The organism is Roseibium aggregatum (assembly GCF_017309185.1).
Lineage (GTDB): Bacteria > Pseudomonadota > Alphaproteobacteria > Rhizobiales > Stappiaceae > Roseibium > Roseibium aggregatum_B.
In genome coordinates, this window is sequence record NZ_JAEKJZ010000001.1 from 2,751,328 (window position 1) to 2,775,572 (window position 24,245).

Here is a 24,245-nt window from a genome sequence, read left to right on the forward strand (position 1 = left end):
ATGATCGGAGAAAAAGCAGACGATGCTGTCACTGCTGCGTTGCTGGTCATCGGAGACGAAATTCTGTCCGGCCGGACCAAGGACAAGAATATCGGCTTTGTCGCCGACTACCTGACCTCAATCGGTATTGACCTCAAGGAAGCCCGGATCGTCCCGGACGAAAAATCCGAAATCGTGACCGCCGTGAATGCGCTCAGGGCCCGCTACGATTATGTCTTCACCTCCGGCGGCATCGGCCCGACCCACGACGACATCACCGCGGAATGCATCGCGGCTGCCTTCGGTGTCCCCCTGCTTCTGGACCCCCGGGCCGTCGCCATCATGGAGCCGCATTACGCGCCGGGACAATTTACCGACGCCCGCAAGCGCATGGCCCGCATCCCCGAGGGCGCCGACCTGATCGAAAACACGGTCTCCAAAGCGCCCGGCTTCAGGATCGGCAACGTTCATGTCATGGCCGGTGTGCCGGCCATAATGCAGGCCATGATGGACGCCATCGCCCCGACCCTGAGAACAGGCAGGAAGATGTTGTCGGAAACCGTTCCCGCAGACATGCCCGAAAGCCGCATCGCCGAACGCCTGGCCGACATCCAGGGTGCGCATCCACAGACCCTGATCGGCTCCTATCCAAGGGCAAACGACGGAAAATTCACCACACAGATCGTTATCCGTTCGCGCGACAAAGACATTCTGGACGCCGCAACGCGCGACGTGGCCCGGGCCGTTGCCGAGCTTTCCGGATAACTTGAAGGAAGAACCATGGAAAACCCTGCTCAAGATAAAGCGTTCCCGGTGTCGTGGGACATGTTTCACAGAGATTCCCGCGCCCTGGCCTGGCGGCTTTCAAGCGAGGGCGAATGGAAGGCCATTGTCTGCATAACGAGAGGCGGCCTTGTTCCCGCCGGCATCGTCGCCCGGGAACTCGGCATCCGAACCATCGAAACGGTCTGCATCGCCTCCTACCACGACTATGACAGCCAGGGCGAGTTGAAGGTCATCAAGCCGATCGACCCGAAAGTGATCGACCTGAAGGAAGGCGAAGGCAGCGGTGTGCTGGTGATCGACGATCTCGTCGACACGGGCAAGACACTCAAGGTCGTGCGCGACATGCTGCCCAAGGCGCACTACGCGACAGTCTACGCGAAACCGGTCGGTGTCCCGATGGTCGACACGTTCATAACCGAAGTCTCACAGGACACCTGGATTTACTTCCCCTGGGACATGGGCTGGCAGTTCCAACCGCCCCTGACGAAAGACACGGCGGGCTGAACCGGCGCACCAACGGCACGCACTGCCGTTGCGCACTTCACCGCAAGGTGATGACGCCGCCACTTTTCCGCCCCGAATAATCTGGTAAGGCCTTTTTCGACCGGTTGGACACCTTGTCCAGCCGGTCTTTTTCGTCCCCCACGCCGGACCGATGCGCTTCACGCGATCGAGAGTTCGGATCAACGAACCGTCAACATAGAACTCTGGAGCTTGTTCCGCGTTGTTCTGCAACGATCTCCAACATGCGGAAACGCGAAACACCGAACGGAATATTGAATGCTGAATCGACGTTTGTTCCTTGCCTCCGCCGCAGCCTCCCTTGCAGCGGGGTGTGTCTCCAATCGGCGCGGTGGACAACTTCCTCTTCGCCCGGGAGCTCCGGGCACGCCTCAGCAGACCGCTGCGCGTATATCGCCTGAATATGTGCAGATGTACCGGGCAATGCCCGAGGAGCGCTTCCCGATCCCGGCCGTGGACCTGACGCAGATTAATCCGGCCTACTACCGCCAACTGGTCGACTATAGCGCCCAGGAGCCCGCAGGCACGATCATCGTAGACACGCCGAACAGGTTCCTTTACCTGACCATGGAAAACGGCAAGGCCATGCGCTACGGCGTCGGCATCGGCCGCGACGGATTTGCCTGGGGCGGACGGGCGAAGATCCAGTACAAGAGGGCGTGGCCGACCTGGACACCGCCGGCGGAGATGATCGCCCGTCAGCCGGAACTCGAAGAATTCCGCAACGGCATGCCGCCAAGTCTCGACAATCCTCTCGGAGCGCGCGCGCTCTACATCTTTGAAGGCGGCAAGGACACGCTCTATCGCCTCCACGGCACTTCCGAAAGCTGGTCGATCGGCAAGGCGGTATCTTCCGGATGCGTGCGCCTGCTGCATCAGGACGTGATCGATCTCTACAACCGGGTGCCGGACGCCACGCCGATCGTCGTTCGGCAGGCCTGAGCCGGTATTGGCGGGCGGCTCACGTCAGATGACGATTTCGACGGGTTTGACAGCGTCAATTCCGTCCAGCCGGACATCGCAACCGATCGCATAGACTTCGACGCCCGCCGCCCGCGCCGCCTTGAAAGCCGCCGCGTAATTTGGATCGATGTCGGACGCGAGGTTGAGCCGCGGACAATCGGGCCGCTGAACCAGAAAGACCATGGCCGCCCGGTGCCCTTCGCCAACCATGTCGGCCAGCTCCCCAAGGTGCTTCGCGCCGCGTGCCGTCACGCTGTCGGGAAACTCCGCCAGACCGGGCTCGCGCATGAGGTGGACGTTTTTCACCTCGACATAGGTTCGCTCACCGCCCGCGCCTTCCAGGAGAAGGTCGATCCGTGAGTTCTTGCCGTATTTGACTTCCCGCCTGAGGGACGCGTAGCCCGCCAGCTCCGCGATGCGGCCCGCATCCAGAGCTTCCTCCACAAGCCTGTTCGGATGCGCCGTATTGATGCCGACCAACGCACCATCGGCCTCAATCACCTCCCAGGAATACTTGAGTTTCCGTTTGGGATTGTCCGATTGCGAAAGCCAGACCGGCGCGCCCGGCTCCTTCAGGCCGAGCATGGAGCCCGGATTGGCGCAATGGGCAGTAACTTCGGCCCCGTCTTCGTCCAGAACCACATCCGCCAGGAAGCGCTTGTACCGCTTGACGAGTCGTCCGCTGACCAGGGGAGCTGGAAACTTCATGAAAAGCCTCTTCGGGAAACGTACCGCCTTGGCGGCTTGGAATCACTTGGACCAGAAATCCGGATCCAGAAGGACGAGAACGGTGAAGAGTTCAAGCCGTCCGACCAGCATGGCAAACGACAGGAGCCACTTTGCGCCGTCCGGCAGCGGCGCGAAATGGCCCGCCGGACCAATCACCGGACCGAGCCCCGGCCCCACGTTGCCGACGGATGTCGCCGCTGCGGAAATCGCTGTCACGAGGTCGAGATCGAAAAAGGACAGAGCCACGGTGATGATGCCGACCGACCCCATGTAGACAACGAGAAACGCAAGGACGGAGAAGGACAGTTCAGGCGTCAGCCGCGTTCCCGCGTATTCTTCCGACATGATCCGGTGCGGCCGCACCATCCGGCGCAGGTGGGCGCGCACCGTTCCGAAGAAAACCAGGAACCTGAAGACCTTGATGCCGCCCGTGGTCGACCCGGTGCAGCCGCCAACGAACATCAAGAGCAGGGTAATGCCCACCACGGGAGCGCCCCACTGGGAAAAGTCCCCGAGCGCATAGCCTGTGCCCGTGACGATCGAAACCACATTGAAGGTCGCCCGCAACAGCGCCTCGTCGAACGGAAAGCGCATCTCGAGGCCCAGGTAGACCGTAAGCGTCAGCGAAACCAGTGCGAGGAACCCGAGCAGCGCGCGCACCTGCGGATCGCGCCACAGATGCAGGGGATGACCGCGCAAAGCCTGAATGATCAGAACGAACGGCAGCGCTCCGATCACCATGAAGACGATGGCCACCCAGCCGGATGCGGAATTCTTGAAGTAGCCGAAGGACTGATCGTGGGTCGAATAGCCGCCGGTCGCGATGGTGGTCAGCGCATGGTTGAAGGCATCGAACAATTCCATGCCGGTCGCAAGATAGGCCGCGATGCACAACACGGTCAGGAACAGATAGGCAAGGCCGATCAACCGGATCAGTTCAACGGACCGACTGACGATCTTCTCGGAGCGGTCGGAGCTCTCGCTCTGGAAAAGCTGCATTCCTCCGATTCGCAGGAACGGCAGCAGAACGATCGCCATGACGATAATTCCCACTCCGCCCATCCACTGCATGATGGAGCGCCAGACCAGCAAGCCGGGCGGCAGGCTGTCCAGGCCGGTCAGGACCGTGGAGCCCGTGGTCGTGAACCCGGAGACGGCCTCGAAAACAGCGTCCGCATAGCCGACCCCCAGCCACAAGAACGGCAAGGCGCCGAAGACCGGCAGCGTGGCCCAGGCCAGGGTCGTCAGGATGAAGGTCTGCCGCGTATCGAGCCCTTCCCGCAAGGCGCCCCCGACCGCGAGCGACAACAGCATGCCGAACATGCCCGTCAGCAGCGCGGAGAACACGAACGCCTGCCAGTCCGGGTTTTTCTGCGCCACATCCACGATTGCCGGGATCAGCATGGCGGTCGCAAGACCGACATATAAAAAACCGAGGACATTCAAAACTGGTCTGAGAGCAATCAAGTACCGCGCTTCCCGAACAACAAGACCCAGGCCTTCGTTCCCGCACCGAAAACAAAAGCATCTCGTCCTAGCCTCTTTCTGAACATTTTCCAATGGGCAGGTCGTACGTTCCCCTGAACACCCGGACGATTGCCTTCAAACCGACGGCGGCTAGCGGGACGCGGCATGTTTCTGATCGCAGTACAAATCCGTCTTCGTCTTCGTCGCCCGACCTGTCAGTTTTCACACGGTTACTCTAAACGAAAAGATTTTTGCCAGTACATCCAAGCATACACCAGAAAGTTGCATTCGGGAGGCAAATTTTTTTATTATTATCTTGACCTTATTACTCAAAAATCAGGTTTTTGTTCAGACTTTCGTAGCGAATGTGTACTACTTTCCGATGCAAAAGGTGCGAAACTCGCCAAGCGTAGATTTAACAGGGGTCAGATTCAATTTCTCGGCTAGGGCCACATTCGCTCGTTCTCAGGATCAGCACAATCCTGGTCCTAATGGTGCTCTGCAGCATCGGCTGCATCGCAGCCCTGAGCTATTACGAAAATTCTCGTACGGCTCAGGAGAACGCAACGCTGCAGATCGATGGCGCCGCCCGCACCGCGGCGGCAATGCTCTCGCTTGAGACATCTTCCCCTTTTCAGCCGGAATTCGACAACAGCGCACGACCGGTCGCCTATATACTCAAGGACGGCAACGTCAGTTCGCAGCTTGGGTCCTCAGCCATGCTGACCGAACTCATCAAGGCCATCGGCTTCAGCAACCAGGGCGCCGTCAATCTGTTCAAGTGGTCGGAAGCGACGCAATCCTTCGATCGGTTTGCCACGACCTTCACCAAACCGGATGGAAGCCCCGCGGCTTCGTTTTCGATTGAAGCAGGCCATCCCGCTTACGCCGATCTGACGGCCGGACGTCCTTACGAAGGAAAGGTACCGGTCCGGAACACTCAGCATCTGGCGTATCTAGTGCCGGTCCTGACCGCCGACCGTGACCTCGCCGGAGCGGTCGCCGTCGATGTCGGCCGGGCGGATGCCCTGCAGGCCGACCGGGAAAGACTGCAAGGCAAGATCCTTGCCGCGGCTCTCCTGATACTGGCGGGTGCCGTTCTGATCGGCGGTCTTCTCCTGAGATTCGAGCTTCGCCCGCTGCGCAGACTGGCCAAGACGGCGGAAGAGCTCGCCTCCGGCAAGCAACCCGACACGATCCCGTTTTGCGACCGCGGGGATGAAATCGGCGATCTCGCCCATGGCCTCGAAAAGGTCATGGATCTCCACGACAAGCTGCAGAAGCTGGCTTACACCGACCCGGTCACCACGGCCGGCAACCGAACACGCTACTTCGCCGATCTCTCAAAGATCCTCAGAGAAGCCAAGTCGGGAAAATACTGCGCCTCGCTGCTCCATCTCGACTTCAACGGTTTTGCCAAGATCAACGACACGTTCGGGCAGCAAGCGGGAAATCGCGTGCTGCTGCAGGCCTACGCCCGCCTGGCCGGCATTTTCGGCCCGAGAGCGAAAATTGCGCGCATTTCCGGAGACGACTTCTGTGTTCTGCTGCCTTTTGACGGCGAAGGGACCGTGGCCGAGGACAAGGCGCTTCAGACGATCGAGGAACTGTCGGCTCCCTTTCATCTGGAAAATACCGAAATCAGGATCGAGCCCTGTATCGGCATTGCCTTGCTGCCCCAGGACGCTGAGGACGTGGAAACCGCTCACCGGGTCGCCGGGCTTGCCCTGAGGGCCGCGAAGGAAGCGGGCGAACCCTGTTACCGCTTCTTCACCGCGCCGCTCAACGAACGCGTTCAGACGGAAATGCTGACCGAAACGCTGTTGAGGGCTGCCTTGAAAACCCGGCAGCTCTCGCTCCACTACCAGCCGCAGCTCAACCCCACGGACGGTCGGCTGATAGGACTGGAAGCGCTGATCCGCTGGCGCAGCGAAACCCGGGGGTTCATTCCTCCGGGAGAGTTTATCCCGATCGCCGAAAAGACAGGCCTTATTCTGGACGTCGGACACTTCGTGCTCGAGGAAGCCTGCAAGCAGGCCGCGAAATGGATACAGGCCGGGTTCGAGTTCGGACATATCTCCGTCAACGTCTCTCCGATCCAGTTCCGCCAGCAGAGTTTCGCCCGCACCGTCAGGGAGATCCTGGCGAGCTACGGGCTGGCGCCGCAAATCCTGTGCCTGGAAGTCACCGAGAATGTCTTTGTCGATACAAGCGAGAAGATGGTCCTCGACGTTCTGTCCGAATTGCAGGAAATCGGCGTACAGCTGTCGCTCGACGATTTCGGGTCCGGTTATTCCTCGCTGATCTATCTGCACCGGCTGCCGTTCCAGGAACTGAAGATAGACCGTGTCTTTCTGTCCGATGCCTGCAGCGATCCGCAAAAGGAGCATCTTTTCCAGGCGATTGCCGGCCTCGGACGCAGCCTCGGCCTGCGTGTCATCGCGGAGGGCGCCGAAACCGCTCAGGAGTTCGCGTTATGCTCGGCTCACCGCTGCGACGGTATTCAGGGCTATTTCTGCTCGCCGCCTGTGCCGGCGCATGACATTCCTGCGCGGCTCAACGCGTTTCATCAGTCCTTTGATCTGCCGCGCGTAACGAAGCCGAGGGCCTCCCGTCCCGGCAAACGGCGGGCCTGATCCGGCAACCCGGTTCAATCCTGTACCTTGCCGGTCATCAGGAGCGGAGCGGCGTCGAGTTTGTCGGCGTTCATCATTTCGGCGATCTGCTCGATGGCAGCTATCATGTCCGCCCGTTCGCCCGCCTGCAGATCCGCGAACTTCCTTTCGAATTCCTCGTGCAGCAGACCGGGGACATCGGCGACAACCTCCTCGCCTTTTTGCGTCAGCCTGGCATGGACGATTCGCCTGTCGGAGGCCGATCGATAGCGTTCGACAAGGTCCTTTGCCTCCAACTTGTCCAAAATGGTCACCACTGTGGAAGAGCTGAGGTCCACATGTTCAGACAGGGCTTTCGTGGTAACCTCTCCCATGTCGCGGACACCTTGCAAAACGACGATTTGGGGGATGGTCAAACCGGTTGACCGAGACACTTCACGCGACCGCAGATCGATCGCCCGGACGATCTTGCGGATGGCCTTGACAACTTGCGACGACTGGACGGACGCCATCGTTACACCTCTATTGAATTGAACTCTAATGATTTGAGTTCTATATAGTGCCCGTCTTTTCAGGAAACGGAGAAATTTGTCAATATGTGCGGCATTTGCGGCGAAGTGGTTTTCAACGGGGCTCAGTCGGATGTGATCCGGGTCAGCCGGATGGCGGACGCGATGGAAGCCCGCGGTCCCGACAGCATGGGCGTCACCCAGCGCGGCCGGGTCGCCTTCGGCCATCGGCGGCTGAAAATCATCGACCTGAGCGAACGCGGCACGCAGCCCATGACCGACATGGCGCTCGGCCTGTCCCTGGTTTTCAATGGTTGCATCTACAATTACCAGGAACTGCGCGAGGAGCTGACCGCCAAGGGCTATGCGTTCTTTTCCACCAGCGACACGGAAGTCATTCTGAAAGCCTGGGCGGAATGGGGTAAGGACTGCTTCTCGCACTTTCACGGCATGTTCGCCGTTGCCATTCACGAGCACGAGAGCGGCCGCATTCATCTGGCCCGCGACCGCTTCGGCATCAAGCCCCTTTATTTCAGCGAGAGCGGCGGCAAACTCGCTTTCGCATCCTCCCTGCCCGCTCTTTTGGCCGGAGGCGGTATCGACACCTCGATCGACAAGGTTGCGCTTCACCACTACATGAGCTGGCACGCGGTCGTGCCGGCCCCCAGAACGATCCTGAACGGCGTGAGAAAGCTTCCCGCGGCCACGGTGCGCACTCTTGAGACGGATGGGCGGTCCAGCGACCATACCTATTGGGAGCCGGGCTTCGAAAAGACCGCCGAGGACCTCGGTCGAAGCGCCGAAGACTGGCGGGATCTCGTCCTGGAGTCCCTGCGCAAGGCGGTCCGCCGGCGCATGGTCGCCGACGTTCCCGTCGGGGTTCTCCTGTCCGGCGGTGTCGATTCCAGCCTGATTGTCGGCCTGCTCGCCGAAGAAGGACAACAGGGCCTGGCCACCTTCTCCATCGGCTTCGAGGAAGCCCACGGCGAAAAGGGCGACGAGTTCCAGTACTCCGACCTGATCGCCGAACATTACGGTACCAATCACAGCAAGATCTTCATTCCGTCGTCGGAACTGCAGGAAAACCTGCCCGGGGCGATCGGGGCGATGTCGGAACCGATGGTCTCTTACGACAACATCGGCTTCTATCTGCTGTCGCGCGAGGTGTCGAAACACATCAAGGTTGTCCAGTCGGGCCAGGGTGCCGACGAGGTTTTCGCCGGCTATCACTGGTACCCGAAACTGACCGGCTCCAATCAGCCCGTCCAGGATTACGCCGCAGCCTTCTTCGACAGGACGCAGGCACAGATGACGGAAGCGGTCTCGCCCGACTATCACTGCGAGCGAAACGAAAGCCTGGCCTTCGTCGAAACGCATTTCGCGAAACAAGGCGCTGAAGACCCCGTTGACAAGGCCTTGCGGCTGGACACCAATATCATGCTGGTGGACGATCCGGTGAAACGGGTGGACAACCACTCCATGGCCTGGGGACTGGAAGCCCGCGTTCCGTTCCTCGATCACGAGCTGGTGGAACTCGCCGGCCGGATCCCGGCCGAATTCAAACTCGCCCAAGGGGGCAAGGGCGTCTTGAAGGAAGCAGCGCGAATGGTCATACCGAGCGCGGTCATCGACCGTCCCAAGGGCTACTTTCCAGTCCCGGCGCTCAAATACATCCAGGGCGACTATCTCGACATGGTGCGCGACACGCTGTCCAGCAGCGCAGCCCGGGAACGCGGCCTGTTCAACCAGCCTTATCTCGACAAGCTTTACGCGGACCCGACCAAATACATCACCCCCCTGCGCGGCTCCGAACTCTGGCAAGTCGCACTTCTGGAAATGTGGCTGCAACAGCAGGAGGTCTGACCATGGCCGAGAATGAACAGTCGCGGCCCAAGGGCGCGTTCGACCACCGCCTGAAACGGATGCGCGAACATGGCCTCAAGCCGGAGTACCGGCTTGAAGAGACCGAAGCGCAGAAAAACCGCTACATCGATTGCGGCTGGGGCCGGCTGGTCTTTGCGAACACCTATCAGGAGACCGACAAGCTCGTGGAGGTCCTGCGCAACGAACGGCCTGACCGGCGCGACATCGCCTTTTACGTGCGCGATCCGCATGTGCTGGTCGGTACCGCGCCACAGGAACTCTTTCTCGACCCCTCCCACACCTTTCGTCTCGATCTGGCAACCTACCGGGCGGCCCGCGACCTGCGGAAGGGGTTCACGGTTCGCCGCCTGTCCTCGCGCAACGATGCGGAAGCAGTCAACGAGCTTTACCTGAGCCGCGGCATGGTTCCGGTTCCGCCGGATTTCTTCTGGTCGCAACTCGACCCCCGTTCGATCACGGTGCTCGTCGCGGAAGAAGAAGAAACCGGTGCGATTGTCGGAACCGCCATGGGCGTCGACCACAGCCGCGCAACCAACGGGGCCGACACGGGCTGCTCGCTGTGGTGCCTTGCGGTCTCCCCCCAGGCGCGCTTCGCGGGGATCGGCGAAGGCCTTGTCCGGCGTCTGGCGGAGATCTTCCAGGCCAAGGGCACGCCGCACCTCGACCTCTCCGTCCTGCACGACAACGAACTCGCCATCGGACTTTACGAAAAGCTCGGTTTCGAGCGCGTTCCCTATTTCACCGTCAAACGCAAGAACACGATAAACGAGGCGCTCTTCGCCGGCCCTCCCATGGAGGACAAGCTCAATCCCTACGCCACGATCATCATCAACGAGGCGCGGCGGCGCGGGATACAGACGGAGATCGTCGACGCGCAAGGCGGGTTTTTCCGCCTCTCCTATGGCGGCCGCTCCGTGTCCTGCCGGGAATCCCTGAGCGAGTTCACCAGTGCCGTCGCCATGTCGATCTGCGACGACAAGGCAACGACGAGACGCATCGTCCAGCGTGCCGGCGTGACCGTGCCCGACCAGATCCTCGCCGGTTCCGGCGCCGACCTCGGAGCATTCCTTGAAAAACACGGCTCCGTGGTCGTCAAACCGGCCCGCGGCGAACAGGGCAAGGGCATTGCGATCGGCCTGACGACGCCGGAGGAAATCGCAGCGGCCGTCGACGTCGCCCGGACCTTTTCGAACGATGTGCTGATCGAGGAATGTGTCACCGGCCACGATCTGCGCCTTGTTGTCATCGACTACCGGGTCGTTGCCGCGGCCTTGCGCAAACCGGCGGAAGTGACCGGAAACGGCAAGGCGACAATTGAAAACCTGATAGAGACGCAGTCCCGCAGGCGGTCGGCGGCGACAGGCGGAGAAAGCAGGATCGTAATCGACGACGAGGTACGCCGATGCCTTGCCGGAAAGGGATACGACCTTCAGGACATTCTGGCGGAGGGAGAAACCCTGGCGGTCCGGCGCACCGCGAACCTGCATACCGGCGGGACCATTCACGATGTCACGGGCGAAACCAACCATGCCCTCATAGACGCCGCGATCAGGGCCGCGCGCGCCATCGAAATTCCAGTGACGGGCATTGACTTGATGGTGAAAGACCCGCGAAAACCGGATTACCGTTTCATCGAAGCCAACGAACGGCCCGGCCTTGCGAATCACGAACCGCAGCCGACCGCCGAGCGCTTCGTCGACTTTCTCTTCCCCCTGTCGGTGCCGCAGCCGGTCAGGACGACCTTGAGCAGAGTGGGGACATGACCCTTCTAAACATCGACATTTCCTATCTGACCGATCGCCTCAAAGACCTGCTCAAGGTCCCGAGCCCCACCGGTTACACGGATCAGATCGTCCGGCATGTTTCGAAGGAACTGGAGTCGCTCGGGGTCTTTTACGAAATCACCCGGCGCGGCGGCGTGCGGGCGAAAGTTCCCGGAAAGAAGCGCAAGCCCGCTCGCGCCTTCGTGTCTCACCTGGATACGCTCGGCGCTCAGGTCAAGTCGCTGAAGGACAACGGCCGGCTCGAACTGGTTCCGATCGGCCACTGGTCCGCCCGCTTCGCCGAGGGCTCCCGCACGACGCTCTTTTCCGAAAACGGCGCCTATACCGGAACGATCCTGCCGCTGAAGGCCTCCGGCCACACCTACAACAAGGAAGTGGACGAGCTGCCGGTCGGCTGGGAGTATGTCGAACTCCGGGTCGACGCCTATTCCAAGTCGACGGACGATCTGCACCGTCTCGGGATCGATGTCGGCGATTTCGTCGCCATAGAGCCGATGCCTGAATTTCTTCACAACGGCTTCATCGTTTCGCGGCATCTGGACAACAAGGCGGGTGTTGCGGTGATGCTGGCGGCCATCAAGGCCCTTGTCGAAGCCGATGTCGAGCCGACGGTCGATGTCTACTGGCTGTTCACCATCGCGGAAGAGACCGGTCACGGCGCACAATCGATCCTGACGCCTGAGATCGCCTCTCTCGTCGCCATCGACAACGGAACCACGGCGCCGGGCCAGAATTCCGACGAATTCGGTGTCACCATCGCCATGGCGGACCAGACCGGCCCCTTCGATTTCCATCTGACCCGGAAGATGGTTCAACTGTGCCGCGACAACGACATCAAGTACCAGAAGGATGTTTTCCGCTATTACAGATCGGACGCGGCAACGGCCATCGAGGCGGGAGCCGACGTTCGAACGGCCTTGATCACCTTCGGTATCGACGCCAGCCACGGCTATGAGCGCATTCACATGCACGCCCTGCGCTCGCTTGCGGAACTCGCCACCGGCTACACGCTCAGCCCCGTCGAAATCCAGCGCGACGCGCGCGAGTTCGGCGGTCTGCGCGGCTTTACCAGACAGCCCACCAGCGATGCGGATCAGACGCTCAATCCGGAAACAGAGCAGCCGCTTCCAGAACCGGCAGGAGAATAGCCCGGACGATCTTTTCTGAACGCCTGTGAAATGAACGCGGCTTATCGGTTGGCGGTGTCGTGAAAGATCAAGGACCGCCGGCAATTGCCGGATCTCCCCCTGCATTGATCGTCTGGCTTGTTTTGGGGACGGTCCGGTCAAGTTCGATGTTCAGACGCCAGTTGCCGGTCTAGACAGCCCCCTCGCGCCCCGACCTGCCGGGCGTGATCCGCCATATTCAAACGGCCAACAGGCGCATGCTTCGCCCCATCGCAATTTTAGCTTATGGTTAATTATACGTTAATGACTTGTTCCAAATAATGTTTTATCCGTAATTTAGTTGCTTCGACGCAACACCCGGGACACGAACGGCCGCGGGCAAAAAGTTGGAGCTTTGGAATGGTTGGGACCTGGAATATTGTCTCCGGGAATTCGGTTTCGTTAGCGTAGCAGGTAATGCGTACAGTTTCGGCACTCCTGATAAGTGCATGTTTGGGCAACATGGCCTCCGCCGCAGACCTTAAGCAGGTTGTCCAGGAGGCGGTATCGACCAACCCGGATGTGCTTGAGTCTGCGGCCAACAGACGTGCGCGCAACTATGAATACAGGCGGTCTCAAGGCGCGTTTCTCCCCTCTCTGGATATTTCCGCGGAACTTGGTCCGGAACGTCTCGACCGTCCGAACTCCTTCACCACAAACGAAAACGACAAATGGCGGTTCTCGAAGGAGTTTACCGTAACGGTCGAGCAGCTCCTCTTTGACGGGTTCTCCTCCGTCAACGAGGTCTACCGACAGAGCGCACGCGTTGACGGTGCCGCGCTGCGGGTCATGGAACGGGCCGAGGCCACCGCGCTCGACGCGGTTGAAGCCTATATCGATGTGCTCCGTCATACGGCCATTCTGGCCAAAGCCCGCATGAACGTGACGAAACACCGCCGGATCTATTCCGATGTCCAGCAGCGGTTCGAAGGCGGAGAAACCGGAGCCGCGGATCGGTCCCAGGCGCGCGAACGCGTGGCAGCGGCGGAAGTCATCGTCAGCGAAGTCCAGAAATCGCTTCTCGATACCATCGCGAAATACGAAAGGGTTGTCGGTCAAAAACCGTCCTCTCTCGCACCGGCCAAGCCGGCCAGTATCCCGCCGGGCTCGGTAACCCGGCTCGTCGACACGGCCGTCCAGGTTCATCCGACGGTGCGTGCCGCCATCGCCGACGTCGACGCGGCCAGATACGAGTTTGAATCCACGAAAGGAAACTTCCTCCCCGAAGTCGCCCTGAGGGGACAGGCAGCGCTCGGTGACGACCTGGGCGGCATCGAAGGCCGCAACAACGAATATTCCGGCAAACTCGTCTTTTCCTGGAACCTTTTCAACGGCGGTCAGGATACCGCCCTCTCTATGGAGTTCGGCGAACGCCTGGCGGAAGCGCAGATCCGCGTGGACCGGGTCCGCCGGGAATTGAAAGAGGGTATCGAGCGGTCGTGGGCCTCCGTGACCACCACGACGAGCCGCATCAAGGCGCTGCGTGACCAATTGGCCGCCAACAGGCAGGTCGTGGACGGCTACCGCCAGGAATACGACATCGGACAGCGCACGTTGCTGGATGTCCTGAACGCCGAAAACGCACTCTTCAACAGCGAGATCGAACTGATCTCCGCACGCGCCATCTATGCGTTTTCGACCTATCAGTTGCGCGCGACCAGCGGCGACCTTCTGGCCTACATGAATGTGATCCCGCCCGTGGAAGCCACAGACGGCCAGCGAGACAACAGATCGATCTTCCCGCAGAGCACCGGTTTCAGCCTTGAGCCGTTACGCAAATTCTAACGATTTCGGGTAAGATTGCCCTGCTGACCTTCAGGCAATCTGTATTACACTTCATGGCGCCGCAATGCCGGACCGAGTCGGAACGCCTCACTCGCCGGGCCTGCCCCGGCGCACAGACCGGACGGGCCTGCACACCGGCGCCTGAAGTAATCCGCGGGGACACAAGGGCTTACCCCTAGATGCTGCATCACGATACCGACCCGAACACGCAAGCCGGAACAGTCGGCGAAACGCCGTCTGGCAAGGACCTGCTTGCGGAAGCACTGAAGTATGTCGCCCGGGTTCATGGGTATCATGTGACGGACAGCGTCATCTGGAGCGGTCTTCCCCAGGAACAGAAAACCTTGTCCGTCGGAGCCCTGGGGCGGGCGGCGGCGAACTGCGGCCTGAACGCGCTCCCGGACCAGAAGGATCTCGACACGATCCCGCTTGCAGCGCTCCCCTGCATCGTCGTGACCCGCAATTCGAGAATGTTCGTTCTGACCGCCATCCACAAGGACAAAGGCACCGTCGAACTTGTCGATCCCGTGGACCTGAAGAGCAAGCTCAATCGTCCTCTCGATGCGTTCCTGGACGAGTACAGCGGCTATGCGATCTTCTTCCAGCCTGCTGTGGACAAAAGCGGAGAAAGCGCACGCGAACTCGGCGCCAGGGGACATTGGTTCTGGAGCACGGTCTCGTCGTACTGGCGGGACTACGTTCACGTGGCGCTGGCCGCGCTGCTGATCAACCTGCTTGCGCTTGCCTCCCCGCTTTTCACGATGAATGTCTACGACCGTGTCGTTCCCAATTTCGCGATCCCGACCTTGTGGGCCCTCGCGATCGGGGTCATTTTGACCCTCATCTTCGACTTCGTGCTGAAGATCGCCCGCGGCCAGATCATCAACGTCGCCGGAAAACAGGCGGACAACGAACTGGCCAGCAAAATCTTCGCGCATGCGCTCGCCATAGACTTCGAGAAACGGCCGGTCAGTTCCGGACAATTCGCCAATCACATCCGCGAATTTGAGACGGTTCGGGAGTTCATAACGTCCTCCTCGCTGGTCTCGCTGATCGACCTTTGCTTCATCGGCATCTTCGTCGCGGTTCTGGCGTTGCTGGTCGGACCGCTAGCAATCGTGCCGCTGGTGGCCATTCCCATCGTCCTTGCGATCAGTCTTTTTGTCCAGGCGCCGCTTTCCGGAGCCATTGAAAAGTCTCATCGGGAAAGCGCGATCCGCCACGCCATCCTGGTGGAAAGCATCGCCAATCTCGACACGGTGCGGGCCCTCAACGCCGAAGGCCGGATGCAGACGAAATGGGAGCGGTCCGTTGCCGCCAGCAGCGCCGCCATCATGACGGGCCGTTTCTGGGCGCTGATCGCGCAATCGGGAACGGGCCTGGTCCAGGCTTCAGTGTCCATCGGCATCATCGTCTGGGGCGTTTACCTGATCGCAGACGGCGATATCACCATGGGAGCGCTGATCGCGGCAATGATGCTGTCCGGCCGGGTACTGGCGCCGCTCGCCAACGTCGCCAACACCTTGACCCGCCTTCGCCAGACCATGCATTCATTCAAGGTCCTGAACGAGGTCATGGCCACCGAGACCGAACGCAAGCCGGGCCGAACCTACATCAACAAGCGCATCGCATCCGGGTCGGTCGAGTTCACGAGCGTGGACTTCCGTTATCCCGGTGCGGAGAACGACAGCCTGAAAAATGTCTCGTTCAAGATCGGCCCCGGAGAGACTGTCGGCCTGATCGGCCGGGTCGGCTCGGGAAAAAGCACCATCGGCCGGCTGACCTCCGGCCTCTATTATCCTTCGAACGGCTCCGTCCTGATCGATGGCACGGAAACACGGCAGTTCGATCCGGCGGATCTCAGATCCAATGTCGGCTTTCTGTCCCAGGACAATGTGCTGTTCAGCGGCACGGTGCGCGAAAACATTGGCGCGGGCGACCCGTTCGCCGATGATGACGACCTGATCGAAGCCGCCCGGATCGCGGGCGTCGAGGAATTCATTGCCCAGAATCCGCTCGGCTACGACCTGCAGGTCGGCGAAGGCGGCCGGTTTCTCTCCGGCGGCCAGAAACAGGCGGTCGCCCTGGCCAGGATCCTGCTCAGGAAACCGCGTGTGCTTTTCCTCGACGAACCCTCCGCCCATCTGGATCTGGCTTCCGAGCGCCGCCTCATCGCCCGATTGAAGGAGTTCAACAGTCCCGACACGACAGTGATCATCAGCACCCACAGGATGAGCCTGGTCGAACTGACCGACCGGCTGATCACCCTTGAAGCCGGCAAGGTCGCGCTCGACGGCCCGCGCAAGGAAGTGCTTCGCAAGCTTCAGGAACTGGGTGCGGTCAATGCCGCCAGCCAGCAGGGCCCGCGAGGTGGCACGGTATGAGCACGGGCGGCTGGAACTACGCCAACGACATCCGCGACATCATCCAGACCAGACCGCCGCGCTACACCACCAACGTGGTTCGCATCGGGCTCCTTCTCTTCGTCGTCGCGCTGGTCTGGGCCTATTTCGCCACGCTGGAAGAGGTGACCAGGGGCGACGGCCGGGTGGTCCCCTCCCGTCAGATCCAGGTCGTTCAGGCGCCGGACACCGGGATCGTGGAAAAGATCCTGGTGCGGGAAGGCGACATTATCGAAGAGGGGCAGCCGCTCATCGAGATCGACGACACGACCTTTTCCTCCCAGCTCGGTGAAATCCGTCAGCGCCGCTTCGCCCTGCTGGCCCGCATTGCGCGGCTGCAGGCGGAAGCCGACCGGACGGAGCTCGGCTTCCCCGCCTCATTGAGAGAAGCGGTTCCCACCCTGATTGCCGAGGAACAGAATGTCTTTCGGGACAAGAATACCAGCCTGGAAAACGAACTGGGCGTCCTGAGCAATCAGGCCTCGCAGAAAGAGCAGGAATACCAGGAACTCCTGGCGACGAAGACCAAGCTGGACAATGTCATTGAAATCATGCGGCGCGAGGTCGAGATCAACCAGCGACTGTTCGAGCGCAAGGTCCTGCCAGAAATCGAGTTTTTGAAACTGCAGCGCCAGTTGACGGAAAGCGAAGGCGAGCTTGAAATCACCAAGGCCTCCGTGAAACGGGCCCTGGCTGCGAAGGAGGAAGCCAGCGAACGCTCGCGCAACGCGGTTTCGACCTTCGTTTCCGAAGCGAGACAGCAGTTGGCTGAAGCCCGCGGCGAGCTTGCCGTGATCGAGGAAAGCATGAAAGGCGCGGCCGACCGGGTCCGCCGGACTGAGCTGGTTTCCCCCGTCAAGGGCATCATCAACAAGCTGAACATCACCACAATCGGCGCCGTCGTCCAGCCGGGCGCGGATCTGGTGGAGATCGTCCCCCTGGAAGATACTTTGCTGATCGAGGCGCAGATCCGACCAAAGGACGTCGCCTTCCTGCATCCGGGCCAGATGGCGCAAGTCAAGATAACCGCTTACGACTATTCCATCTATGGCGGTTTGGAAGGCAAGCTCGAACGCATTTCCGCGGATACGACGGAAGATGAAGAAGGTAACCGCTTCTTCCGCGTCATGATCAGAACAGATAAAAATTATCTTGGTTCTGAAACCGATCCTTTACCAATAATACCGGGAATGGTCGCGTCGGTAGATATATTAACCGGCGAGAAAAGCGTTCTCGACTACATCTTGAAGCCGATCAAAAAAGTTCGGGACCAGGCACTCCGGGAGCGCTGACGTCTCGTTAAAATGAGGCGATCGGCAGATGGAACAGAGTGCGACCGCGCCGGAATATCCGGCCGCGAACAGAAAAGCTGTGCCTGCCTTGTGGCGGATCGGGCTTGCGGCGCTCGCCCTTCAGGCGTCCTGCGCATCCAGTCCGGCCACGGAAATGGCGGATGCCCCATCGGATGCCCGGCCCCTGCTCCAGATCTCCCTGTTTCACCCGGCGCCTTTCGCTACCCACGCAGTTGAATTCCGGTTCGGCTCACCCTTCACGGCCCGGGAAGTGCGGACCGGTCTTCCGCCCTCTGCTTCCTTCGCGGGAACAGAAATCAGGTCGCCATCCGCCAAGCCGGTGCGTGCACGCCGCAGCCAGGAAACTGTCGAATGGTCGCCCGGGTCCGTCGGAGAGCGAAAATCCACGTCCCTATTCGGCGCCCTTGGCAATCCGGTGGCGTTGACGCCGGTTTCCGATCGCTGGCAACGAGCGCTCGGCGGCCTCCGCACCGGCCGTTCGCTCCGCGCGGACTTTCGGGCATATGCCGCCATTCTGGAGCAGGCCGGCAAATCACGGCGCGGACTGCAGATCCCGAAAGTCAACTACATGGTCAACCGGCTGGTGGCCTACCGACAGGACGGACGTCTCTGGCAAAAGCCTGAATACTGGGCAAGCCCGGCCGAGACACTGGAAAGGCGCGCGGGCGACTGCGAAGACTACGCCATCCTGAAATACGCCTTGTTGCGCGATCTCGGCATAGCGGACGAAGACATGAGGATCGTGGTGTTGCGCGATACGGCGGCGAAACGTCATCACGCGGTTCTCAGCGTGCGCCACGAGGGCAATTGGCTCGTTCTGGACAATCGCTTTTCCCGCGTCCGCTTCGAACGGGACCTGCCGAATTACCGGGCGCTTTATTCCGTCAATGCCGCCGGCGCATGGTCCCATGTGGCGCAGGCGGGCAATCCGGTGCGCCTCGCGGCCCGCGTGAGGCCTTCGACCGAATAATCCGCTTGGCCCTCTCGCGAATCACGCCGAATGCGGCTGCACCGTGCCGAGAACTTCCAAGCGATTACGCCCCGGTAACGTCAACCCCGGCTTCCGTGCCGTGGGTGTCAAGCACGATCTGGATCGTCTCGCCCATGGACACGTGATCCTGCAGCACGGCCGCGTCCTGCCAGCCGTGGTCTGTACCAGCCCCGTCCAGGTCCACCTCGATGCGGATATCTCCGTTGGCATCCAGCTGCGCACGGACAAAATCATCGATGTCGTCACCGGGACCGAAAGCCCCGTCCAGAAGCAGTCCGAGATCGAGCTTGTCGCCGTCTTCGAACGTGTAGTCGGTGATCACATCGGCCTCTGCCAGCGAACTCAGAACAAATGTGTCCGCACCTTCGCCGCCAGTGAGAATATCCGAACCGAGTCCTCCGGCCAGAATATCGTCCCCATCGGTTCCAACCAGGATGTTGTCGCCGTCGTCACCGGCGATGACCGACGCGGTGATTTTCGGCGTGGCCTGAGGAACGGCCCCGTTCTCCGCATCGGCAACGGGATTTGACTGGCTCTCTGTCGCAGTCGCGTCTGCTTGCTGAGCTTCGGAGGTTGGAGTGGCGTAAACTTCGTCCGCGCCAAGAACATCCAGCTCCAGTGACCGCGTCACCACGGAACCGTCTTCGAACACCAGCTCGAGCTGCGTGGTATCCGGTCCCTCATAACCTTCATCCGCTGCGAAGGTAACCGTGAAGTCGTCCGTCACGGTGATCTCGCCATGCGCGGGAGCGCCTGTTACGGCGACCTTCGCCAGCCCGGCGGCAACTTCTTCCGCGGAGGCCGTGTAGAGAACGAGCGCGGCGCCTGCGGCGATCGCGGTTGACTGACGGGTGGTCTCCTCGCTCTCCCGGCCATCTTCATTCGCGGCACCGAAGGAAAAACCGACATAGGTGCCGTTGCTGCCGTCCGCCCTTGTGAACGTGCCCTCAGCAAAGACGGTATTGCCGTCGACCGGTTGACTGACAGCGGCGGCTTCAAGGTCGATGGACTCGATGCCCAGTTCACTCAGCCCAATCAGTTCGCCGTCCTGTACCGCTCCGTCGGAATTGGCGTCGCGCCAGACCTGAATACCCTCGAAGGCGTCATCCCGGGCATCGATAGTGCTGTCGCCATTGTCGTCGAGCGATGCCAGGGCCTCAAGTGAAGTTTCGAAAGACCCGCCGTTGAAGATCTCGGAAAAGACCTCGGTGCCATTCTCGATCGCGCCGGACCCATCCAGGTCCATGACCAGAAGCCCGTCCTCCGGCCCGGCCCAGCCGATCTCTTCGAGGTCGCCATCGGCGTCGATATCGAACGCGACGGACGCGGAAAGATCGACGCCATCGCCGTTCAGATCGAGCGCGATGGGATCGCCCGGCGCAACGACCGACACCTGAAGCTCATAGGTGTAGTCGCTTTCAAAGGGACGATCGGGAAAGCCGCCGAGCTGAACATAATAGGTGCCGGCATCCAGGGTGGCGCTGAGGTAGGAGTCCAGGGGAAACGCGCTGCCCTCTCCACCGCTGTCCGTGAGGGCATCGTCATTGGAGGCGATCGTGTTCCCTGCGGCGTCGAGCAGGTTCATCCAGGCATCGTAGTACTGGCTGGCGGAAAAACCGTAGTCGACATCCAGAATGAGCTCTGTGCCGTCCTCGGATATATCGATCCGGTAGTAGTCCCACTCGCCCTCGGTTCCCTGCGCACTTATGGTAACGGAGGGGTTCTGCTGGGAGTCGCCGATATCGGGGTCTTGAGAAGTAACGAAATTCAGCCCCGTCAGATCGAAGGCCGTGCCCAAGGTGGTCCCTGCGGACGTCCCGATCTCATAGGTAACCGCGTAAGCCAGCTCGTTGGCGCCATTGATCGTCACCGAAACCAGGCTGGACGTCCCATCCTCGGTGTAGACGGTGAAGGTGTCGGCCAGCGTTTCGCCGGCATCCAGATCCAGCAGCGCCTCATGGTTTTTGTCGAGCGTGTAGGTCCACTGACCGCCGGCCGTTACCGTGAAGGTGCCGTAACCGTTGTCGCTTGCAGCCGGCTGGTCAACCGTCTGCCAGACATCGTCGGCATTGTCGCTGTCCGAATGGTCGAGGTCACCGGTCACGACCGTGACACCGTCTTCGGCAACCGAACCGCTGGTCTCGCCACTCACCTCGGCAGGATCGTTGACCGATTGAACGGTCACGGTGACGCCTGCCGTGTTCGAACCGCCCTGGCCGTCTTCGAGCGTGTATTCGAAACTGTCGGTTCCGTTGAAATCGGCAGCCGGCGTGTAGATGAAATCGCCGTTCTCGAAGATCTGAACGACACCATTGGCGGTCGCCTTGGTCTCCGCGACCACACTCAGCGAGCCGCCATCCAGATCCAGATCGGCCCCTTCACCGTTGTCGGCCAGGACATTTCCGAGGATGCCACCCACCTGATCCTCTTCGCCGGAAACCGCATCGCCATAGGCAATCGGCGGCAGATTGACGACGGTTTCGTTCTGCGTACCGGCATCGGTCACGAAGACCGGCGTTTCGCCCGTGAAGACGACAGTGCTGCCGTCTTCGAAGGAAACCATCCGTTCGCCGGAGCCGGACACTTCCACGCCGCTGACAATCCGGCCGGTGATATCGAAGACATCGGACGCGCGGGCACCTTCGATCCGGTCGTTGCCGCCATTGGAAACAAACAAGATGTGCTGCTCGCCCCCGGCGTTGCTGCCGGTGAAATCGGAGACATTGATGACGTCGTCGCCCGTGGTCCCGACGATGGTGATCGTCGCCGCGTCAAGGTCGGTGGACGAGAAGTCTCCGGACACGGTGACGCCGATGCCCGGGCCGGACGGCGAGACGGACGCGCCATCGATGACGATATCGTCGATGTTTTGAAGTTGCGCCACGATCTCATAGCCGCCGCCGTTCACCGCGCGCGAAACGATGATCTCCGTGCCGCCGGCAAGGCTTGCGCCAAGCGAAGTCCGGGCGTCATAGGCATCGACTGTTTCGATCAGGAATGTTTCGCCCGATCCGCTGCCGTTCACGACAAAGGTATCCGTATCCCGGCTTCTGCCGCCGTCCACGACATCGCTGCCGTCCCCGGCATTCCAGACGATGGTATCGTCGCCCTTGCCGCCGTCGATCACGTCATCACCGGCGCCGCCGATCAGAAGGTCGCTGCCTTTGCCACCGCGCAGGTCATCCTCGCCCGCGCCGCCATGAAGTTCGTCGTCGCCGGAACCTCCGATAAGAAGATCGTCGCCATCAAGCCCCGAGAGCAGATCGTTGCCGCGCCCTCCGAGCAGGGTATCGTCTCCCGCGCCGCTCTGGATGATGTCATGGCCGCCCTGACCATCGATCGCGATTCCGCCATCGTCGGCGTCGCTCAGATAGGAACTGCCGGTAACGATCACGTCGCCTTTGCCGGTTCCTTCGACCTGCTCTATGCCTTCGAGGGTTGCCTGTCCGAAATCGAGCAGGAAACCGGTCTTGGAAGACCCTTTGTCAAGAACAACCTTGTCGTCACCCTCGCCACCCAGAACCGTGTCGCTGGTGCCGACAAGACCGGTAACGGAAACATCCAAGGTGGTTCCGTCGCCGAGCATCACGGCTCGTGTTTCGTCTGCCTCCGAAACGGTTTCGGCTCCCAGAACGAAGGTATCGTTGCCCGCATTGCCGGCCAGGATATTCACTTGGCCATCATGTCCGATCAGGACATCGTCCCCGGCCCCGCCATAGGCATCCGCGATCCCGGCGACACCGTCGATACCGACCACTGGCTGGCCGGTACCGGAAAGATCCGTCGCCGTATCGCCTGAGACCTTCTGTCCGTCGACCTTCGCAGCACCTTCGCCAAGGTTGATGAACACACCGGAGGTCAGGGCGGAGTAATCGATCGAGGAAATTTCGCCGGCCGCGTCAACCCGGATCGTGAATGTGCTGTCTGCGCTGACGTCACCATCGGAGTCCACGGCATTGAAAGTAAATGTCAGATCGATGTAGTGCGCACCGTCGACGGGATCGGCGTGATCGAGCGGTTGCAGAAGGGTGAAATCGTAACTGCCCGCGCCGTCCTCGGACAGGGAAACGGTCAGGACGATGTTATCGGCCGCCAGATCGGACGGCTTCGCCCCGGTGTAGCCCACCAGAACGCCATCGATGGAAGTATAGGCAACCTCTGCACCGTTGGAGGTCAGCGCTGTGAGGGAACCGTTTGCATCGCTATAGGAAACAGGTGTCGCTTCGGAAAAGACAACACCGCGGCCGGAATAGCTGTCATTCCCCCAGTCGATCCCGAGAGAAATGCCCTCCAGCATCGCACCGCTTTCCGTCGCAATGCCGTCTTCCGAGACTGTCTCCGTACCCGGTTCGCCCGCAACGGGGCTGTCATCGGCAACATAGATATTGGCTTGAGCGCTGTCGCTGTCGCCATCCCCGTCGGTGACGGTGAAGTTCATGCGCAGCGCGATGACATCGTCTTCCCCGGCCTGAGGATGATCGAAGGCCAGCAGCTGTTCGTAGGTATACTCCCCGTCGGGGTCGATCATGATGGTGAAGGCAATCGTCGGGGTCTCGGCACCGTCATCGACAACACCCACAACCGTGATAACATCGTTTTCTTCGGAAACGTCCTGGGTAACCCGGTTGCCACCCACAAGCAGATCTTCGCCGGTCGCTCCAGCCCCGTCCGTCAGATCGAAACGCTGCACATGGCCGGCATCCGACTGAACCAGCAAGACCTCGCTGACGGCGGCTCCATCGGCGCCGGGAGTAAAGCTCAACTGACCCTGAATTGGCGTTGCAAGCGCACTCGCTTCATCGAGAGCGATATCGGATCCGCCGGAAAGCGCTTCCGGTCCGTCGTCGGCAAAGAGGATCGAGGAGCCGATGTCCACCGGGTCGCTCGACACCGCGTCGCCGTCCGCATCCGTGATCGTCAGGACCGCATAGACCTTGCCCGAAAGATCGACCGTGTCGTCGCTGGACGTGCTGTCCGCGTTGTAGACAGACTGATATTGGACGATGCTCAGTTCATTCAGGTCCGCACCCGTAGCCACGTCGAACGCGCTCGCCATGTGGATCGCGAACACCGCCTTGCCGTTGTTCGCGCTCTCCGCATCGTCGATCCGCCCGACAACCAGCCCGTCTTCCAGGAAAAGGGTGATCGCCTCCCCTTCGCTGGTCACAAGACCGCTGTCCGGATTGTCCGCGTCAATCTGAAGCGTGAAGCTCTGCGCCTCCGGCGCGTAGAAGTCGGCGCCGTTGCCGGAATATCCCGAGTTCCCGTCGACGATGTCCTTCCGGGCGTAAACCGGTGCCGGCAGATCGCTGTCGCTGCCCGGATTGGCGACACCCGCAAACAGCGCCGC

The 24,245-nt window shown here is 60.8% G+C and carries 15 protein-coding genes; 11 read left to right on the forward strand and 4 right to left on the reverse strand.

Going from position 1 to position 24,245, the window contains the following annotated elements; genetic code table 11:
* The 3 genes from JF539_RS12095 (at position 1) to JF539_RS12105 (ending at position 2,229) form a co-directional block, all read left to right on the forward strand.
* On the forward strand, positions 1 to 744 hold the full coding sequence (locus tag JF539_RS12095; protein ID WP_207140675.1) for a competence/damage-inducible protein A: 744 nt from the start codon (positions 1 to 3) through the stop codon (positions 742 to 744).
* 15 nt (positions 745 to 759) lie between these two features.
* Positions 760 to 1,269, forward strand: a complete 510-nt coding sequence (gene gpt, locus JF539_RS12100) for a xanthine phosphoribosyltransferase (protein WP_207140676.1) — start codon at positions 760 to 762, stop codon at positions 1,267 to 1,269.
* Positions 1,270 to 1,545: 276 nt separating this feature from the next.
* On the forward strand, positions 1,546 to 2,229 hold the full coding sequence (locus JF539_RS12105) for a L,D-transpeptidase (protein ID WP_207140677.1): 684 nt from the start codon (positions 1,546 to 1,548) through the stop codon (positions 2,227 to 2,229).
* A 24-nt stretch (positions 2,230 to 2,253) separates the two neighbouring features.
* On the opposite strand, the gene sfsA is transcribed toward JF539_RS12105, so the two are convergent.
* Together sfsA and JF539_RS12115 are read right to left on the reverse strand one after the other, a co-directional pair.
* Complete coding sequence (gene sfsA / locus JF539_RS12110) at positions 2,254 to 2,958, reverse strand: DNA/RNA nuclease SfsA (RefSeq protein WP_207140678.1); 705 nt, start codon at positions 2,956 to 2,958, stop codon at positions 2,254 to 2,256.
* A gap of 42 nt (positions 2,959 to 3,000) precedes the next feature.
* Positions 3,001 to 4,425 carry a TrkH family potassium uptake protein gene (locus JF539_RS12115; RefSeq protein WP_207140949.1) on the reverse strand — a complete coding sequence of 475 codons (1,425 nt, stop codon included), beginning with the start codon at positions 4,423 to 4,425 and terminating at the stop codon, positions 3,001 to 3,003.
* Between the two features lie 512 nt (positions 4,426 to 4,937).
* On the opposite strand from JF539_RS12115, the gene JF539_RS12120 reads away from it, so the two are divergent.
* Complete coding sequence (locus JF539_RS12120; RefSeq protein ID WP_207140680.1) at positions 4,938 to 7,082, forward strand: EAL domain-containing protein; 2,145 nt, start codon at positions 4,938 to 4,940, stop codon at positions 7,080 to 7,082.
* 14 nt (positions 7,083 to 7,096) lie between these two features.
* Here the strand turns inward: JF539_RS12120 and JF539_RS12125 are convergent, their stop codons facing one another.
* Positions 7,097 to 7,573, reverse strand: a complete 477-nt coding sequence (locus JF539_RS12125) for a MarR family winged helix-turn-helix transcriptional regulator (protein WP_207140684.1) — start codon at positions 7,571 to 7,573, stop codon at positions 7,097 to 7,099.
* A gap of 84 nt (positions 7,574 to 7,657) precedes the next feature.
* On the opposite strand from JF539_RS12125, the gene JF539_RS12130 reads away from it, so the two are divergent.
* The 7 genes from JF539_RS12130 (at position 7,658) to JF539_RS12160 (ending at position 18,874) form a co-directional block, all read left to right on the forward strand.
* Positions 7,658 to 9,433, forward strand: a complete 1,776-nt coding sequence (locus JF539_RS12130; RefSeq protein ID WP_207140691.1) for an N-acetylglutaminylglutamine amidotransferase — start codon at positions 7,658 to 7,660, stop codon at positions 9,431 to 9,433.
* Positions 9,434 to 9,435: 2 nt separating this feature from the next.
* A complete protein-coding gene (gene ngg, locus JF539_RS12135; RefSeq protein ID WP_207140694.1) occupies positions 9,436 to 11,217 on the forward strand; it encodes an N-acetylglutaminylglutamine synthetase in 1,782 nt (593 codons plus the stop codon).
* Entirely contained in the window at positions 11,214 to 12,386 is a 1,173-nt protein-coding gene (locus JF539_RS12140) for an osmoprotectant NAGGN system M42 family peptidase (RefSeq protein WP_207140699.1), read from the forward strand. Before ngg ends, JF539_RS12140 begins: the two co-directional genes overlap by 4 nt.
* Before the next feature lie 480 nt (positions 12,387 to 12,866).
* Positions 12,867 to 14,189 (forward strand): TolC family outer membrane protein, encoded by a 1,323-nt coding sequence (locus JF539_RS12145; RefSeq protein WP_209017106.1) that lies wholly within the window; start codon positions 12,867 to 12,869, stop codon positions 14,187 to 14,189.
* Positions 14,190 to 14,368: 179 nt separating this feature from the next.
* The gene (locus JF539_RS12150) at positions 14,369 to 16,573 is read left to right on the forward strand and encodes a type I secretion system permease/ATPase (protein ID WP_207140701.1); all 2,205 of its coding nucleotides are present in this window, start codon (positions 14,369 to 14,371) and stop codon (positions 16,571 to 16,573) included.
* Positions 16,570 to 17,883, forward strand: a complete 1,314-nt coding sequence (locus tag JF539_RS12155; RefSeq protein ID WP_207140702.1) for an HlyD family type I secretion periplasmic adaptor subunit — start codon at positions 16,570 to 16,572, stop codon at positions 17,881 to 17,883. The genes JF539_RS12150 and JF539_RS12155 overlap by 4 nt, the downstream gene beginning before the upstream one ends.
* A gap of 28 nt (positions 17,884 to 17,911) precedes the next feature.
* Entirely contained in the window at positions 17,912 to 18,874 is a 963-nt protein-coding gene (locus JF539_RS12160; protein WP_207140709.1) for a transglutaminase-like cysteine peptidase, read from the forward strand.
* A 64-nt stretch (positions 18,875 to 18,938) separates the two neighbouring features.
* Here the strand turns inward: JF539_RS12160 and JF539_RS27885 are convergent.
* On the reverse strand, positions 18,939 to 24,245 hold a 5,307-nt coding region (locus JF539_RS27885), incomplete at its 5' end, for a DUF5801 repeats-in-toxin domain-containing protein (RefSeq protein ID WP_207140711.1).